Here is a 16,080-nt window from a genome sequence, read left to right as displayed (position 1 = left end):
CAAAGTTGGAACACTTATTGCAATTTTTACTGCAAGAAAAGAGGGCGCAAAATTTGTACTGAGCTAAGACAGGGCAAATGACAGCGCCATGGAAGATAAACATGAACAGCATGACACAATTACAGCCAGTGACCATTTTTAAGGATCAGTTTGGCCGTGAAAAACGCAAGTTGCGCATTTCAGTGACAGACCGCTGTAATTTTAAATGTGTCTATTGCATGCCTGAACATCCTGAATGGATGAAAAAGCACAATCTTCTCAGTTTTGAATCCCTTTACAATTTTTGTGAATTTATGGTGCTGCGCGGGATTGATCAGATCCGGATCACGGGCGGCGAACCGCTCATGCGTCAAGGCGTTGTGCATTTTATTGAACAGCTGCAACAGCTAAGAAAGCTAGGCCTTAAACGTATATCCATGACCACCAATGGACATTATCTGAAACAATATGCACAGGCCCTAAAACAAGCTGGCTTAGATGGCATAAATATCAGTTTAGACAGTTTGGATGAAGCGCAATTTTTTCAGCTGACGCAAAAACAATTACAGCCAGTATTAGAAGGGATTGAAGCGGCTAAGCAAGCGGGCTTTGACATTAAGATTAATACAGTTTTGATTAGAGGTCTGAATGATCAGCAAATCATTGCATTAACAAAATGGGCGCTGCAACAAGGTTTCGAACTGCGGTTTATCGAGTTTATGCCGCTGGATGGTGATCAAAACTGGTCTAAAGCTGCGGTCGTTACCGAACAAGACATACTGGATAAACTCAAGACTGTTTTTGACGTGCAAACATTGCACGGTCAAGGTGCGTCACCAGCCAGATCTTACTTAATCAACGGCTTTCCTATAGGTATTATTTCAACCATCAGCAATTCTTTTTGCGGCAGCTGCGACCGTCTAAGACTGAATGCGCAAGGCGAGTTTTTTAACTGTTTATTTGCAAAAAAAGGCTTAGACCTGAGCAAGGACATACGCTCACTTAAAAGCACACTGGCTGAAAATGAAAATCCGCTGGATACGTTGAACATGCAAAACAAACTTGGCAGTTATATTTGGCAGAAGGAGCAAGGCTTTCATGCCATAACAGCTCAATCCAGTCCATCTAGAAAAATCAGCATGCATATGATTGGAGGCTAATGATGAGTCAGATCACCATCAAAATAGAATCTTTTGGCGCTATTGAACGCCTGCTGCCAGCGAATTTAAGTCTGACTTGCTTGGCACAGCAATCAATTGCAGAGGTTTTACAGCAAGTTACAGATCAATTTCCGGAGTCATTCAGCATGCTTGAACGCTGCGCCTGTGCCATTGGGGAAGATATTGTACCAAGACAAACCGCATTGGTGCAGGACAGCACCGTTGTGCTGCTGTCACCTGTAGCGGGAGGCTGAATATGGAGCTCAAGCATATTTCACGCATACAAGATACAGTATTCAGCCAAGCTGATTTTGACAGCATTGAGGCATTTCCTGAATGCGGCGGTATAGGTGTATTTATTGGCGCGGTTCGTAATCACCATGAAGGCAAAGCGGTAAAAGCCCTGAAATATACAGCTTATGCGCCTGTGGCTGAGAAAATGATCCGACAAATTGAACAGGAAATTCAAGCCAAATACGACGTGTCATATGTACGGGTTGTGCATCGTATTGGCAGTTTAGATATTGGTGATACTGCAATTATTGCTATGGCTTATGCACCGCACCGCCGTGAAGCTTTTGCAGCCTGCGAAGAAGCGGTTGAACGTGTAAAGCATGAAGTGCCTGTTTGGAAAGAAGAGTTTTATATGGATGGCAGCAGTCAATATGTAGAGGGCTGCTGTATTCGTAAGGATCACGCGCCTGAAGTGGCAGATCACGAAACGAAGCATGCTCATGTTCATAGCGAGTCATGCGAACATTCACATCAAAATAGCCAGACCATGCATTTGAACGCCAATATTTACCAATGGCATTTATAAAACCCAAAATTCAATATTTTCAATATTACAGCTGAAAATGAACAAAATAAGGATAAAGCAATGAAAAATGTGGGCATGAAAGCGGAAAGTTACCGTACAGCCATTGCAACTGGAATACTGCATGCACCGCCACATTGCATTGAACTGCTGCGTAATGGCAATACAGAAAAAGGCGATGCGCTGAAAACTGCACGTATTGCGGGTATTTTAGGGGCTAAACGTACCGATGAACTGATTCCGCTCTGTCATCCGCTGCCAATCTACCGTGCAGATGTTGAATATGAATTGTTTGAGGCGCATGTTGAAATTAGCGCAGTGGTTGAAACCATTGGCCCAACGGGTGTGGAAATGGAAGCTTTAACTGCTGTCAGCCTTGCGGGTTTAACGCTGTATGACATGCTTAAACCGCACTGTGAACCAGAGAATTTGTGCCTAGATCAGGTAAAACTGCAAAAGAAAAAAGGCGGTAAATCACATTTTACTCGTGTGCTTAAAGAAAGCTTATCGGCATCAATTATTGTGCTTTCAGATACAGTTGCAGCTGGTAAAAAACCGGATACCGCTGGGCAAAATGTCCTCGAAATATTGGAAGAAGCAAACTTCAGCAATATCAGCTATCAAGTGATACCAGACAGTCCTGAACAACTGCTTGCCTTGATTGAGCAGCAAAAAAATCAATACCCGCTGATATTGACGGTTGGCGGTACGGGTTTAGGGCCAAAAGATTTAACTGTAGAAACGATACAGCCGCTGTTAAAACGTGAAATTCCGGGTTTGATGGAGGCTTCACGCAGTTTTGGTCAAAAACGCACGCCTTATGCTGCGCTTAGCCGTGGTGTTGCGGGCTATATAGATAACAGCCTTGTCATTACATTGCCGGGCAGCAGACAAGGCGCAAAAGAATCACTTATTGCCATTTTACCTGCCTTGGTACATCTATTTGATGTGCAGAAGAATATTCCGCATGCAGGAGGCTATCAATGAACCAAGCTGTATTGCATACAGGCTGCGGTGCTGAGGCTGGACTGATTTCAGTTGACGAGGCTCTTGCGCTGATTCAGACACATACGCAAAGTTTGGCGCATGAAACTTTGGAACTTCAACACGCTTTAGGCCGTTATTTGGCGGCAGATGTGCATTCACAAATTCAGCTGCCCTTATTTGCTCAAAGCGCTGTAGACGGCTATGCCATTTGCGCGGCGGGTGAAATTAAAGCAGGTACGCAATTTGAGCTCATTGGAGAAATCCGCGCAGGGCAAACGGCTGAAACTATTTTAAAAGCAGGCCAAGCTGTCCGTATATTTACTGGCGCGCCGATTCCTGAAGGCACGACTACAGTAGCACGGCAAGAAATTGTGAAAGCGGATGCACAGCAAATTGAATTGACTTCAGTTTTAAATAAGCATGCGGATATTCGTGATGCAGGTGAGGAATTCTCAGAGGGTCAAATATTGGCAAGAAAAGGCCAAAAACTTTCTGTGGGCGCAATTGCAGCACTGAGTATGGCAGGTATTTCTCATTGTGAGGTCTACGCTTACCCTAAAGTTGCGGTGGTCATTACAGGTGATGAAGTTGCACAAAATATAGAAGATTATCGTGCAGGTAAAATATTTGATGCCAATGCGCCGCTGATTTTAGTATGGTTTCAGTCGCAGCACGTCCAAGTTGAAGTGATTCATATTGCAGATAAAAAACAAGCGGTTTTAGATTTATTCAACCGCTTAAAAGACAGCTTTGATTTAATTTTAACGACTGGCGGCGTATCTGTCGGTGATTATGATTTTGTTCGGCCGGCAGCCTTGGACATCGGCTTTCAGCAAATTTTCTGGAAAGTGAAACAAAAACCCGGCAAACCGATGCTGTTTGCACAATATCGACGTCCTGACAGCAGTTCCTGTTATTTACTCGGACTGCCGGGCAACCCCGCTGCAGTCTATGTCGGCATGCAAATTTATACAGATAGATTATTGAAAGCCCTACAAGGTCAAACACCTGCGCTGGACTGGTTCAGCGCAGTCATGACACATGACCTAAAAGCAGATGCACGTGAGCGGTTTTTAAGAATGTCGGCGCACTTTGATAAGCAAGGCAAGCTTCAACTAACCAGCCTGTCTAAACAGCAGTCGCATATGTTGAGCAATTTAATGCAAGCTAATTGCATTGTTCGGATTCCTGCAGGGCAGTCTGTGCAAGCAGGACAAATTCTTCAAGGCGTATTTATTCAGCATTAGGAGTTTGCTATGCGATTCAAATTTATTTTAGCACTAGGAGTGAGCTTCATTGCTGGCGCATCTCAGGCGGAAACAGTCAAAATTTATGCTGCAGCCAGTTTAAGCAATGCTATCAGCGATATTGCAAAGCAATATCAGGCACAGAATCCAGACATCAAAATTGTACCGGTATTTGGCGCGTCATCTGCTTTAGCCAAACAGATTGAAGCCGGTGCGCCAAGTGATTTGTATTTTTCAGCAGATGTGGACTGGATGAATTATTTGGTGCAAAAACAGAAAATACCTGCAAAGCAAGTATTCAACATGCTAAGCAATGATTTGGTGCTGATTACGCCTAAAGCGGTGAATATGCAATTTAAAGCCGTGCCGCAGTTTAATTTTGCCAAGGCATTCAAAGGTCACTTATGTACAGGGCAAATGGAGTCTGTACCTGCTGGAAAATATGCCAAACAAAGCCTAACCAAGTTGGGCTGGCTATCAAGTTTGAATGGAAGGATTGTCGGGACAGATGATGTACGATCGGCTTTGGCTTTTGTTGAACGCGGTGAGTGCCAAGCGGGGATTGTTTACCGTACCGATGCGCTGATCAGTTCTAAAGTTAAAATAGCTGGGATTTTTCCAAATCATACTCATCAACCGATCATTTATCCATTGGCTTTAACACATCAAGGCGCAGCTAAACCTGAGGCCGTGAAGTTTTACCGTTATCTTAAAGACCATGCGCAAAGCAAAATGCTGTTTAAGTATTATGGCTTTGGTGTGAAGGGCTAAAGCATGCTAAGCCCTGAAGAGTGGAGCGCCTTGTATCTGTCGGCTAAGGTTGCCATTTGCGCCACTGTATTTTGCTTACCATTTGCTATAGGGCTGGCATGGGTTTTGGCGCGCTATGAGTTTCATTTAAAATTTTTGGTCGAAGCACTTTTACAAATGCCAATGGTGCTGCCGCCGGTGGTTCTAGGATATTTGCTATTGGTGCTGTTTGGTTCAAATGGCTGGATCGGCAAGATGCTAATTGAATGGGGAATTCAGCTGGTTTTTAATTGGAAAGGCGCCGTTTTAGCATCGATGATTGTGTCATTTCCGCTGATTGTGCAGCCGATCCGTTTGTCTTTTCAAATGATCAATCAACAGCTTGAGCAGGTTGCAGGCTCACTAGGCGCACATCCTTTACGGGTATTTGTCTCAATCAGCCTGCCGCTGGCTTTACCAGGGATTTTAATTGGCAGCATTTTAGGCTTTAGCCGAAGTCTAGGTGAGTTTGGCGCAACCATTACCTTTGTCGGCAATATTCCTGATGAAACCCGAACCATTCCTATCGCCATTTATTCGCTGATACAGCAGCCCAATGGCGAAGAATCCGCAATGCGTTTAGTGATCCTTTCACTGCTGGCGGCTTTTGGCGCATTGATTGCCAATTATTATATTTTACAGCACTATCAGCGAAAACTCGGAGCCGGCCATGCTTCAGTGTGATTTTCAGTTTCAATACACCGATTTTAAGTTGCAGGCTCGGCTGCAGATGCAGGATCAGCTGCTGGGCATTATGGGGCCATCAGGCAGCGGCAAGTCTACGCTGCTGAAAAATTTGGTTGGTTTGCTGCAGCCGCAGCAAGGTTATATTTCGCTGAATCAGCATGATGTGTTCGATACGGCGCAGAAGATTAACGTGCCGATGCATAAACGCCATATTGCGCTGATTTTTCAAAAAGCATGGCTTTTCCCGCATATGAATGTGCAGCAAAATCTGCAATATGCAGATAAGTTAAGCGCAAAGAAAAATGCGCAATTTCAATTTCATCAAGTTGTGGATTTGCTTGAGTTAAAGCCGCTGCTCAAACGGCGGGCACATGAACTTTCCGGAGGCGAGGCGCAGCGTGTTTCCATAGGCCGGGCATTGCTGTCACAGCCTGATCTGCTGCTGTTAGATGAACCGCTGACAGGACTTGACCGCAGGCTGAAAGATCAAATATTGCCATTTTTAAACACGGTGAAAGAACAGTCGGCGCTGCCGATGATATATGTCACGCATCATAGTGATGAGTTAGATTATTTAAAAGCCCATATTTTGCATCTAGAAAATGGTCAAATAAGTTTTTAAATAAATATAAATTATATAAGTAATAACAGTAAATTAGATGAAAAAATGGCATTAAGCTGCATCTTAAAGTTTTGATTAGAACTATGAAAAACTCATTTTCTAGATTAAATTGTTACAAAACAAGGGAGAACACAGCGTTTTCCCTTTTTTATTCCTAATGATCTTGGAAATAATGATTTGTACGACTGAACGTGCAGACAGGGAATCTAATCGATGCATGATGATAGCTTAGCCACACATAATTCAACTGCAAAACTGGGTGCAGGGCTATCTAATCGGCATATCACGATGATCAGTATCGGTGGTGTAATTGGTGCTGGACTGTTTGTTGGATCATCTGCTGCGATTGCAAAAGCAGGGCCTGCCGCCGTTCTTGCTTATATAATTACTAGTATATTGGTTTTTTTAGTCATGCGAATGTTGGGGGAGATGGCAGTCGCTCAACCTGACACAGGCTCATTTTCAACCTATGCAAGAAAAGCCATAGGGCCATGGGCTGGCTTTACTATCGGATGGTTATATTGGTGGTTTTGGGTTTTAGTTATTCCTATTGAAGCAATTGCCGGTGCAGAAATTTTGCATGCATGGTTTCCATCAATATCCAGCGCTGTCTTTGCAACTATTTTTATTATTCTCCTCAGTTTAGCCAACTTTTTTAGTACTCGAAGTTTTGGTGAGTTTGAATTTTGGTTTTCTCTGATAAAAGTCTTGGCTATTGTGATTTTTATCGCCATTGGACTCACCGCAATATTTGGATTTTGGCCCTTAGCACCTAATGTAAGTGGTGTAGAAAATCTGTTCAAAAATGATGGATTTATGCCAAATGGCCTGGGTGGTGTACTTTCAGCAATATTGATTTCAGCATTTTCATTCTTTGGTGTAGAAATACTATCGATCGCTGCAGCAGAATCAAAAGATCCTGAGCAAAAAATTAAACGCGCAACCAATTTAGTGTTGTATCGGGTCATCTTATTTTTTGTGGTTTCAATTTTTATAACGGTTGCACTGGTAGATTGGCGTTCACCGCAATTACAACAATTAGGCACCTTCCAATATGTCTTGGTCAGTTTAAATGTCCCTCAATCCAAATTGATTATTGATAGTGTGGTATTTATTGCAGTTGCAAGTTGTATGAATGCCGCACTTTATAGTTCTTCAAGGATGTTATTTTCATTGGGGACACGTAAAGAAGCACCTCAATGGGTCACATCTATTAATGCCTCTGGTGTACCTGCTATTGCTGTATTTGCATCGTCTGTAGTGGGCTTAATTTGCTGCGCAGTCAACTATTTATTTCCAGGCCAAGTATTTGGATTTTTACTGTCTACAACAGGTTCAATTGCCTTATTGGTTTATTTAGTGATTGCATTTTCACAGCTTAAATTGAGAACACAAATCGAAAAAAATGGAACTGAGGTTGCGTTTAAAATGTGGCTATTTCCATGGCTGACATGGGCAGTCATTTTGGTGATCTTAAGTGTGCTGATCTATATGTTTTTATCTCCAGCCTACAGTTATGAAACTTCATTATCTTTAGGTGTTACGACATTGGTGGTTCTCTGCGGCTTAGTTGTGACAAGAAAAGCTAAGTTGAAGAATGATTCCGAACTGAATTAAAAATAAAGGTTTCGCCGATAAAAATCGTAATCATGAACCAATGGATTGTCTTTAGCATGTGCCGTGTCAGGGGATTAAAGCGAATGCCTTACGTTATATCTCTATGGCAATCCATTTTTAAGACAAATTCAAAGATTCACTTGACCTTCGACCGACTCCAAGCTTTATAATCGTTAAAATTTTCTTGATTGATGCAATATGCGTTCTGCGACATGGATAACAGTCTTAGTTGGATTATTCATGTTCCAAAGCCTTTGGAACGTGGCAGCCGCTTTCTGTGTGCATGAAGAGCAAACTCAAGTTGTTCAAAGCTATCATTTTGGTCATCATCAAAATACCTTATGCGTCAGCAGTGAAACCAATCCACAGCATTCGTTGCATCAAGCATCTGAATCCAGTAGCAAACCAGTCAAAAATACCGCTAACGATCTGCAACTCGGTGAAGATCATCAAGACCATTTACCGTCTATGACGCATTTGATTGTACAAAACCAACAATCGATTCTTTTTATTGCACATCAGAGCTTTGAATATTCGCCAAAATTTGTTTGGAAGAATCTTTATCAAGCCCCTGATTTATTACTGCAAACACCTCCTCCTGTTTATGCCCCGCTAATGGCGGGGTAGCCTAAAACATTCCCGCCACTTTTTTTAATAAATGAGTGGGAAAAATCATGTCTTTATATTTTATGGCGTTTATACGTCTAGGCTTAGCTGTCGGTATTTCGACGGCCTTACAAAGTACTTTTGCGGAAAATGTCAGTAGTTTTGAATCTGCATTTGCCAAAGTACAAAACTACCAAGCCCAAACTGATATTTGGCAACAACAACAGCAAATCTCTGATTTTAATCTGCGTCAAAGCAAGCTATGGCAAAACCCAAGTCTATCGATTGAACAAAATGGTTTTGGTAAAAATCAAGATCAAGAGCTCAGTATCGCAATCAGCCAGCCACTGGATGTATTCGGTCAGCGTAAAATCAATCAAGCACTCGCGAGTACCTCAGCACAGCAAATACAGTTGCAACAGCAAATTTGGAATGCGCAAAGTCAGTTGATTGTGAAGTTTGCATGGTCACAGCTAGCCATCGCTCAAAATGAGCAATCGATTTACGCTACACAGCTCAAACTCAGTAAATCTAATTTGGACAGCGCGCAAAAACGCTATCAGGCAGGCAGTATTGCTTTGGTGGATGTAGAGCGTGCTCAAATTGAAGCTTTGGAAATACAGCGTCTATACCAACAGGCGCTTTTAAAACAGCAAACTGTGGTGCGTCAGCTTTCTAATTTATGGGGTGAAACTACGTCGCAAATTGCGTTGAATAACAGCGTTACGCCTTGGCCTGAACAGAGCCAAAGTTTAGTTGAGCGTAATTTATCGGAAGGTTGGCTACAAAAATTGTATGCCTTGAATGTTCAGCAGGCAAATCAGCAAATTGAACATTTAAAAGTACAGGCACGTCCAAACCCAACCCTAAATATGGGCATGTCACGTACCAAGTCTCCAACTGACGCCAATGATACGGCCTTGGTACTTGGTGTGGATATTCCGCTCAATATTTTTAACCGCCAGCAATATGCCATTCCAATGGCGCAAAAACAGCAAATTTTATTAAATCATCAGCAACAGCGCGAGTTAAAACAGCAAGTTTTGGACATTGCCAATAGCATTCACCAGCTTAAAGGTCTGCGTATGCAGTTTGATGCCACAGGCAATCAGATTGGTTTGGCTGAAAAGGTTCAAAACCGAACTTTGCAAGGTTTTCAGGCAGGTAAATTTGCTATTACAGACGTACAGCAAACCACAAAACAACTCCAAGACCTTCGACTTAGCCAAATGCAAATTTTGGCGCAGGCTTGGCAAAGCGCACTCAGTGCTGAAGCCTTAAGTATTGGAACCAGTTATGAAGAAATCAGCCGTTCAGATGCTTATAGCCAATTGAATAAAAAAGCCATTGAGGCATCCCAAAATCTCATCAACAGCGCATCAGCACAATAAGGCAGTTAATCACATGAAAATTAAACAAGATGGAAAAATTTCACAGCCTTTGATGATTGCAGTTTTGGTTGGCCTAACGCTGATGCTGTGTACTGCTATTTGGTTAAGTACAAATAAATCCGATGCGGATAAAACTGAGTCGGAAGGTGAAAATAGCGAAGCCAAAAAGAGTGATACTGAAGCAGAACATGCGGAAGAAGGTGAACTGCAACTCACCACTCAACAAATGGTGGAACAAGGAATTAAAATTGCGACTGTAGAAAATGGTCTGGTCGAAAATATTATTCAATTGCCGGGTAAATTAGCCGTCAATACTGATCAGCAGGCACATATTTCTCCAAATTTCAGTGGGCATGTCGAACAAGTCAGTGTGGCACTCGGTCAAACTGTACAAAAAGGGCAAACTTTAGCTGTACTTTCTGTACCTGAGTTGATTGATCAGCAAGCCAATTTTCGCATAGCAGAAGCCAATTTAGATTTAGCCCGTCAAGATTATCAGCGTGAGCAAAAGCTCTGGTCTCAAGGAATTTCTGCCAAACAAGATTATCAGCGTGCTGAAAATGCCTATCGTCAGGCTCAAATTAGCGTACAGTCAGCAAAATCGCGCTTGCAAGCTTTGGGCGCGAATAGGGGTCAAAATGGGCGATTTATTATTCGTGCGCCAATCGCTGGAGTGATTAGTCAAAAAGATATTGTGGTGGGTGAAAATGTGCAATTGGCAGACCAATTATTCACCATCGAACAGTTCAAAGATTTGTGGCTGGAATTTAACTTAGCTCATCAATATTCCTCACAATTACAAACGGGTCAAAATGTCTCTTTCAAAATCAATGGTTCAGATCAGCTCTATAGCGCAGAGGTACAAAGCCTGACATCACAGGCAGATGTACAAACCGGACGCTTGGTGGTACGCGCCAAATTAAAACAACAATCTGCTGAGCTTCGCCCAAATGTGATGGTCAATGTGCTATTGGCAGATTCGGGCACTAAGAATGCATTAAGGGTGCAAAAGTCCGCCGTGCAAAGCATAGAGGGTAAAGACAGTATTTTTATTGTTGAATCTGAACAAAAAGGCCAAGTGCATTTAAAAGCGCAAGCGCTAAAACTTGGACAAGCATCCAGTGATGGGCAATGGCTAGAAGTGATTTCGGGTCTTGAGGCTGGGCAAAAGTATATTTCCCAAGGCAGTTTTTTACTGAAATCTGAACTGGAAAAAGACGAGGCTGGCCATGAACACTAATTCAGAGAATCCGAACACAAATTTACCAAAGCCAGAAGGTCTATTCGAACGCATTATTCAGTTTTCAATTCAAAATGCAATTTGGGTGATGCTGTTTGTCTGTACATGGATTGCCGTCGGGATTTACAGTTATCAAAAACTGCCGATTGATGCTGTCCCTGATATTACCAATACCCAAGTGCAGATTAATACGCAGGCCAATGGCTTTACAGCGCTTGAAGTTGAACAGAGGATTACCTATCCCATTGAAAATGCGATGGCAGGTATTCCTGATTTGGAACTGACCCGTTCTATTTCCCGTTATGGACTATCACAAGTCACGATTGTCTTTAAAGATGGTACGGATATTTACTGGGCGCGTCAGCAAATTAATGAGCGGGTACAAGAAGTTCAGTCGACATTGCCTACTCAGGTTTCTCCGACGATGTCGCCAGTTTCGACAGGTTTGGGCGAGATTTATCAATGGGTGCTGAAAGCAGAACCCAATGCAAAAAAAGCAGATGGTACGGCATATAGCGCGATGGATTTGCGTGAAATTCAGGACTGGATTGTGCGTCCGCAATTACAGCGTGTACAAGGTGTTGCCGAGGTCAACAGTATTGGTGGTTTTAATAAAACCTACGTGGTTTCACCTGATTTAAACCGCATGCAACAGCTGAACCTGTCATTAGAACAATTACAGCAAGCGCTTACAGAAAATAATGAAAACCGTGGTGCAGGATTTATTGAGGAAAATGGTCAGCAGTTAACAGTTCGAGTGCCGGGAACCTTAAACACCATTTCAGATATTGAAAACACCATGATTGACAGCCCAAATGGCAGTCCAATTCGGGTGGGTGATATTGCGCAAGTCTCCATTGGGCATGATTTGCGCACAGGTGGTGCAACCTATAACGGAGAAGAAACGGTTTTAGGTATTGCCATGATGGCCATGGGACAAAATAGCCGAACTGTCTCGAAAGCTGTAGATGCCAAAATTAAAGACATTCAAGCCAGCTTACCCAAAGGGGTAAAAATTGAAACAGTGTATGACCGTACCACATTGGTGGAGAAAGCTATTAAAACCGTTCAAAAGAACTTGGTTGAAGGCGCAATTCTAGTCATCATCATTTTATTTATCTTTTTAGGTAATATCCGTGCCGCCTTAATTACTGCCTGCGTTATTCCACTTTCAATGCTATTTACCTTAACCGGCATGGCACAAAAGAATATCAGCGCGAACCTAATGAGCTTAGGCGCATTGGATTTCGGGATTATTGTTGATGGTGCAGTGGTGATTGTTGAAAACTGTATACGACATTTAGCCCATGCACAGCAAACGTTGAAACGCCCATTAACGCAAAATGAACGCTTTAAAGAAGTCTTTTTGGCTGCACGTCAGGCACGCCGTCCGCTGATATTTGGACAATTAATTATTTTAGTGGTGTATTTGCCAATTTTTGCTTTAAGCGGTGTAGAAGCAAAAATGTTCCATCCGATGGCATTAACTGTGGTATTGGCACTTGTGGCGGCGATCATTCTGTCTATTACATTTGTACCTGCTGCTGTAGCGCTTTGGGTAAAAGGTGAAATTAAAGAAACAGAAAGCCGTTGGATGACTTGGCTGAAAAAGCAGTATCTTCGAATATTAAATACAGCTTTTCATTACAAGGCTGTGGTGATGACTTTTGCACTGTGTTTACTGCTCATTACTGGGCTTTTAAGCACTAAAATTGGCAGTGAGTTTGCACCACAGCTGAGTGAAGGTGATTTTGCAGTTCAACTGATGCGCTCACCTAGCACTGGTTTAGAAGAATCATTAAGAATGCAGGAAAACGCTGAAAAACTGCTGTTGAAAAAATTTCCAGAGATTCACGCTGTATTTGCTCGTACAGGTACAGCAGAAGTGGCAACCGATGTAATGCCTCCGAACATTTCCGATGGTTATATTATGCTTAAACCACGAAATGAATGGCCGAACCCTAAAGAAAGTGTGGATGACCTGCGTGGCCGTATGGTGGCTTATGTGGCTACGATTCCAGGTAATAACAGTGAGTTTTCCCAACCTATTGAACTGCGCTTTAATGAGCTGATCTCAGGTGTGCGTAGTGATGTGGGCGTCAAAATATTTGGCGATGATATGCAAGTGCTCAATACAGAGGCCACTAAGATCGCCAAAATTATGCAGCAAGTTGCGGGGAGTAGCGCCGTAAAAGTTGAACAAACTTCAGGTTTACCTTTATTAAATATTGAAATAGATAAGGCTTTGGCTGCGCAATATGGTTTAAGCGTTAAATCTATACAGGATACTGTGGCAGCCAGTGTCGGTGGACAAAGTGTAGGGGAGATTTTAGAAGGTGATCGCCGTTTTGACTTTGTTATTCGTTTAAATGATCAAGACCGTAATGTAAGCACGATTTCACAACTACCGTTAAAGTTGCCAAATGGTGGCAGTATTGTACTCTCAAATGTTGCCACAGTGTCTAATGTAGATGGGATCAATCAAGTCAGCCGTGAAAATGGTAAACGCCGTATTGTAGTGACTGCCAATGTTGAAGGCCGTGATTTAGGTTCTTTTGTGGCGGATATGCAGACTCAGCTGAAACAATATGTATTACCAAGCGGTTATTGGATTGAATATGGCGGTCAATTTGAAAACCTTGCATCTGCCAAAGCAAGAATGCAAATTGTCATTCCTTTAGCACTACTGACCATCTTTATTTTATTAATGGCAGTATTTCATAATGTGAAAGAAAGTCTGCTGGTCTTTACTGGCGTACCCTTTGCCTTAACGGGCGGTGTATTGTTTCTTTGGTTAAGAGATATTCCGCTTTCGATGTCTGCAGGGATTGGATTTATTGCACTCTCAGGTGTTGCTGTGCTGAATGGCCTGGTCATGCTGACCTTCATTAAAGAACTGGGGGACAAGTATCCATTGCATGAAGCCGTATGGCAGGGCGCTGTACTTCGATTACGCCCAGTACTCATGACTGCCTGTGTTGCCTCTTTAGGTTTTGTACCAATGGCTTTGGCAACAGGTACAGGTGCGGAAGTGCAACGGCCTTTAGCCACGGTTGTGATCGGCGGTATTCTTTCTTCCACCTTGCTGACCTTGGTGCTATTGCCAGTGCTTTACCGCTGGCTTAATACAGCTCGATCTCAATAATCTAGACTAAGCAATTTTGATTAAAACGATATTGCATTAACCCATACGGTTCATTCATTAGACAGAATGGATCGTATGGACTTACGATTTATCAATATTTAAACACAGCTAAAATCAGCAAATCAGTATAAGCCGATATTCACCTACATTTTCTACAGGTGCGCGGTGTACACAAGGCAAAACTTGCTGTGTAGGATGATCCACCGCTAAACGCCAAAGATGACCATTGCCTAGATTTACAGGCACAGCATTTTCTTTGAGCTGATAATGTAAATCAAAAAAATATTCCGCTAAAAAATCATCAAATTCTGAGGTAGGGCCATCGTACAAATCTTTAAGTTGTTCTCGTATTTTAGGAATTAAGATTCTTTGTGTCACTTGATCATTTGGCACAATATCACTGGAAGCACCATAATATGTACATAAAAAGGTATCGGTAGCGATAGGTGATCGATCGACATGAAAGGAATAAACATCGGTTGAGATGAAATCGAATTCATCATCTCGTTCATAACATTTGAGCAAGTTCAACGAAGGTGATGCACCAAATTCTGTTAATTGTTGCAGATCATTTAAAATAACTTCTCTGGCTAAATGGCCTTGCGATGAAAGTGTTAACTTCATCAGATCATCTATAGAAATTTCGGTTATATTTTCAATCAGTTCGAGTTTTTCGACTATTTCTTTAAAGTCGCCTTGTATGCTGCGTTGCCAGCAAAGCGCATTCATTTGACCTTCGAAATGACTATGAATCAATTCAGAAAATGTAGTGACTACACCAATTTGAGGATGCTGGGAAAAAGTATTGCTCATAATAGGGATCAATTTAAATCTGAGGCGAAGATACTGCGTACAAGGAAGTGCTAGAAGGATTAAGCAGTTTTATTCTATCTTAAACCATAAACTGCTATACAAAATTATTCGAGCATAGGCATTCATCGTTACGCTTTCTGTTTGGCTTTTTGGCGTAAGACATACAAATATAAGCTTTCTACTTTTTCACGTGCCCAAGGTGTAGTACGTAAGAATCGTAGTGATGATTTAACGCTTGGATCTATGCAAAAACATCTAATTTCAATTTTGCGGCTTAAGCTTTCAAAACCACCGTAGTAATCCAATAATTCATCCAAGATGTCAGCAAGTTTTTTGCCGTGTAAAGGGTCATTGGAGGTGCTCATATTAGATCAATCATATTTTGGGAGACCATTATTATAACCTGAGCGAGTTGAAAAAATGAGAGGGTTTGAATTTAAACATCAGGAACGTCAGATTCGCCAATTGATAAGATTCTGATTTCGGCATAACGTATATTATGTTCATTAGCGTACTCGGCATCGTGAATGATAATTTTACAGATTCACGATGTCGAGCTGTGGCAACGGATGCGTTGTGTAGGCCACAGTCTTGGATATGCTATTTAACATAATATACATTATACGAACAAAAAGGTGTAAGCCCAAAGTAGAAATGTCCGGTTTCTCCAAAGTAAAAATGTCCGCTTTTAGAAGCTGCATTAGCACATGCTGCACGTGGCCAAACCAGCAACTCCAGGCTTCCTGAAGAAATCAGGCTCAAGTGCCTCAATCTTGTTGCTGAGCAATTCCACGGTTTTGGACCCACTTTAGCGCATGAAAAGCTCACCACTGTTCATGGATTTGATATTTCGGTGGAAACACTACGTTCTTGGATGATTGCAGCTAATTTATGGATTCCTCGCGCCAAGCGTCTGAAACGACCGTATCAGCCTCGTTATAACCGAGATTGCGTCGGTGAACTGATCCAGATTGATGGCT

General features: G+C 42.2%; 15 protein-coding genes and 1 pseudogene. 14 read left to right on the top strand and 2 right to left on the bottom strand.

The genetic code is table 11. The annotated features are described in order from the left end of the window. Positions 1-101: 101 nt before the first annotated feature. The 13 genes from moaA (at position 102) to FTT98_RS09270 (ending at position 14,287) form a co-directional block, all read left to right on the top strand. Positions 102-1,139 carry a GTP 3',8-cyclase MoaA gene (gene moaA / locus FTT98_RS09330; protein ID WP_180177308.1) on the top strand — a complete coding sequence of 346 codons (1,038 nt, stop codon included), beginning with the start codon at positions 102-104 and terminating at the stop codon, positions 1,137-1,139. 2 nt (positions 1,140-1,141) lie between these two features. Next, on the top strand, positions 1,142-1,393 hold the full coding sequence (locus tag FTT98_RS09325) for a MoaD/ThiS family protein (RefSeq protein WP_180021849.1): 252 nt from the start codon (positions 1,142-1,144) through the stop codon (positions 1,391-1,393). Between the two features lie 2 nt (positions 1,394-1,395). Continuing rightward, positions 1,396-1,959, top strand: a complete 564-nt coding sequence (locus FTT98_RS09320) for a molybdenum cofactor biosynthesis protein MoaE (RefSeq protein ID WP_180004420.1) — start codon at positions 1,396-1,398, stop codon at positions 1,957-1,959. 60 nt (positions 1,960-2,019) lie between these two features. Further along, positions 2,020-2,943 (top strand): bifunctional molybdenum cofactor biosynthesis protein MoaC/MoaB, encoded by a 924-nt coding sequence (gene moaCB, locus FTT98_RS09315; RefSeq protein ID WP_180054741.1) that lies wholly within the window; start codon positions 2,020-2,022, stop codon positions 2,941-2,943. Next, positions 2,940-4,190 carry a molybdopterin molybdotransferase MoeA gene (locus tag FTT98_RS09310; RefSeq protein WP_180177307.1) on the top strand — a complete coding sequence of 417 codons (1,251 nt, stop codon included), beginning with the start codon at positions 2,940-2,942 and terminating at the stop codon, positions 4,188-4,190. Before moaCB ends, FTT98_RS09310 begins: the two co-directional genes overlap by 4 nt. A gap of 9 nt (positions 4,191-4,199) precedes the next feature. Continuing rightward, on the top strand, positions 4,200-4,961 hold the full coding sequence (modA, locus tag FTT98_RS09305) for a molybdate ABC transporter substrate-binding protein (protein WP_180177306.1): 762 nt from the start codon (positions 4,200-4,202) through the stop codon (positions 4,959-4,961). 3 nt (positions 4,962-4,964) lie between these two features. Further along, positions 4,965-5,663: a molybdate ABC transporter permease subunit gene (modB, locus tag FTT98_RS09300; protein WP_180177305.1), complete on the top strand. Its 699-nt coding sequence runs from the start codon at positions 4,965-4,967 to the stop codon at positions 5,661-5,663. Continuing rightward, positions 5,650-6,288, top strand: coding sequence for an ATP-binding cassette domain-containing protein (locus tag FTT98_RS09295; RefSeq protein WP_180173893.1), 639 nt, complete (start codon positions 5,650-5,652; stop codon positions 6,286-6,288). Before modB ends, FTT98_RS09295 begins: the two co-directional genes overlap by 14 nt. A 213-nt stretch (positions 6,289-6,501) precedes the next feature. Continuing rightward, a complete protein-coding gene (locus FTT98_RS09290; protein ID WP_180173892.1) occupies positions 6,502-7,905 on the top strand; it encodes an amino acid permease in 1,404 nt (467 codons plus the stop codon). A 198-nt stretch (positions 7,906-8,103) separates the two neighbouring features. Next, positions 8,104-8,532 carry a cation efflux protein, CzcI-like gene (locus FTT98_RS09285; protein ID WP_218945786.1) on the top strand — a complete coding sequence of 143 codons (429 nt, stop codon included), beginning with the start codon at positions 8,104-8,106 and terminating at the stop codon, positions 8,530-8,532. A gap of 47 nt (positions 8,533-8,579) precedes the next feature. Then, positions 8,580-9,902 (top strand): TolC family protein, encoded by a 1,323-nt coding sequence (locus FTT98_RS09280; protein WP_180173891.1) that lies wholly within the window; start codon positions 8,580-8,582, stop codon positions 9,900-9,902. 13 nt (positions 9,903-9,915) lie between these two features. After that, positions 9,916-11,142, top strand: a complete 1,227-nt coding sequence (locus tag FTT98_RS09275) for an efflux RND transporter periplasmic adaptor subunit (RefSeq protein WP_180173890.1) — start codon at positions 9,916-9,918, stop codon at positions 11,140-11,142. After that, positions 11,132-14,287 (top strand): efflux RND transporter permease subunit, encoded by a 3,156-nt coding sequence (locus tag FTT98_RS09270; RefSeq protein WP_180173889.1) that lies wholly within the window; start codon positions 11,132-11,134, stop codon positions 14,285-14,287. The genes FTT98_RS09275 and FTT98_RS09270 overlap by 11 nt, the downstream gene beginning before the upstream one ends. Before the next feature lie 114 nt (positions 14,288-14,401). On the opposite strand, the gene FTT98_RS09265 is transcribed toward FTT98_RS09270, so the two are convergent. Beyond that, on the bottom strand, positions 14,402-15,100 hold the full coding sequence (locus FTT98_RS09265) for a DUF1826 domain-containing protein (protein ID WP_180004439.1): 699 nt from the start codon (positions 15,098-15,100) through the stop codon (positions 14,402-14,404). 128 nt (positions 15,101-15,228) lie between these two features. Next, on the bottom strand, positions 15,229-15,465 hold the full coding sequence (locus tag FTT98_RS09260; RefSeq protein WP_180004441.1) for a VF530 family DNA-binding protein: 237 nt from the start codon (positions 15,463-15,465) through the stop codon (positions 15,229-15,231). A gap of 329 nt (positions 15,466-15,794) precedes the next feature. Between FTT98_RS09260 and FTT98_RS09255 the strand changes: the two are divergent. After that, a pseudogene (locus FTT98_RS09255) lies at positions 15,795-16,080 on the top strand (ISNCY family transposase); the annotation flags it as partial.

It is taken from the genome of Acinetobacter sp. YH12039, from assembly GCF_013420015.1.
GTDB classification, from domain to species: domain Bacteria; phylum Pseudomonadota; class Gammaproteobacteria; order Pseudomonadales; family Moraxellaceae; genus Acinetobacter; species Acinetobacter amyesii.
Note: the sequence above shows the minus strand (reverse complement) of the source record. Positions and strands in the feature narration are given on the sequence as shown.

Bases quoted from the DNA above. Each gene is read 5' to 3' on its own strand.
- moaA (WP_180177308.1), top strand. From the start codon at position 102: ATGAACAGCATGACACAATTACAGCCAGTGACCATTTTTAAGGATCAG.
- FTT98_RS09325 (WP_180021849.1), top strand. From the start codon at position 1,142: ATGAGTCAGATCACCATCAAAATAGAATCTTTTGGCGCTATTGAACGC.
- FTT98_RS09320 (WP_180004420.1), top strand. From the start codon at position 1,396: ATGGAGCTCAAGCATATTTCACGCATACAAGATACAGTATTCAGCCAA.
- moaCB (WP_180054741.1), top strand. From the start codon at position 2,020: ATGAAAAATGTGGGCATGAAAGCGGAAAGTTACCGTACAGCCATTGCA.
- FTT98_RS09310 (WP_180177307.1), top strand. From the start codon at position 2,940: ATGAACCAAGCTGTATTGCATACAGGCTGCGGTGCTGAGGCTGGACTG.
- modA (WP_180177306.1), top strand. From the start codon at position 4,200: ATGCGATTCAAATTTATTTTAGCACTAGGAGTGAGCTTCATTGCTGGC.
- modB (WP_180177305.1), top strand. From the start codon at position 4,965: ATGCTAAGCCCTGAAGAGTGGAGCGCCTTGTATCTGTCGGCTAAGGTT.
- FTT98_RS09295 (WP_180173893.1), top strand. From the start codon at position 5,650: ATGCTTCAGTGTGATTTTCAGTTTCAATACACCGATTTTAAGTTGCAG.
- FTT98_RS09290 (WP_180173892.1), top strand. From the start codon at position 6,502: ATGCATGATGATAGCTTAGCCACACATAATTCAACTGCAAAACTGGGT.
- FTT98_RS09285 (WP_218945786.1), top strand. From the start codon at position 8,104: ATGCGTTCTGCGACATGGATAACAGTCTTAGTTGGATTATTCATGTTC.
- FTT98_RS09280 (WP_180173891.1), top strand. From the start codon at position 8,580: ATGTCTTTATATTTTATGGCGTTTATACGTCTAGGCTTAGCTGTCGGT.
- FTT98_RS09275 (WP_180173890.1), top strand. From the start codon at position 9,916: ATGAAAATTAAACAAGATGGAAAAATTTCACAGCCTTTGATGATTGCA.
- FTT98_RS09270 (WP_180173889.1), top strand. From the start codon at position 11,132: ATGAACACTAATTCAGAGAATCCGAACACAAATTTACCAAAGCCAGAA.
- FTT98_RS09265 (WP_180004439.1), bottom strand. From the start codon at position 15,100: ATGAGCAATACTTTTTCCCAGCATCCTCAAATTGGTGTAGTCACTACA.
- FTT98_RS09260 (WP_180004441.1), bottom strand. From the start codon at position 15,465: ATGAGCACCTCCAATGACCCTTTACACGGCAAAAAACTTGCTGACATC.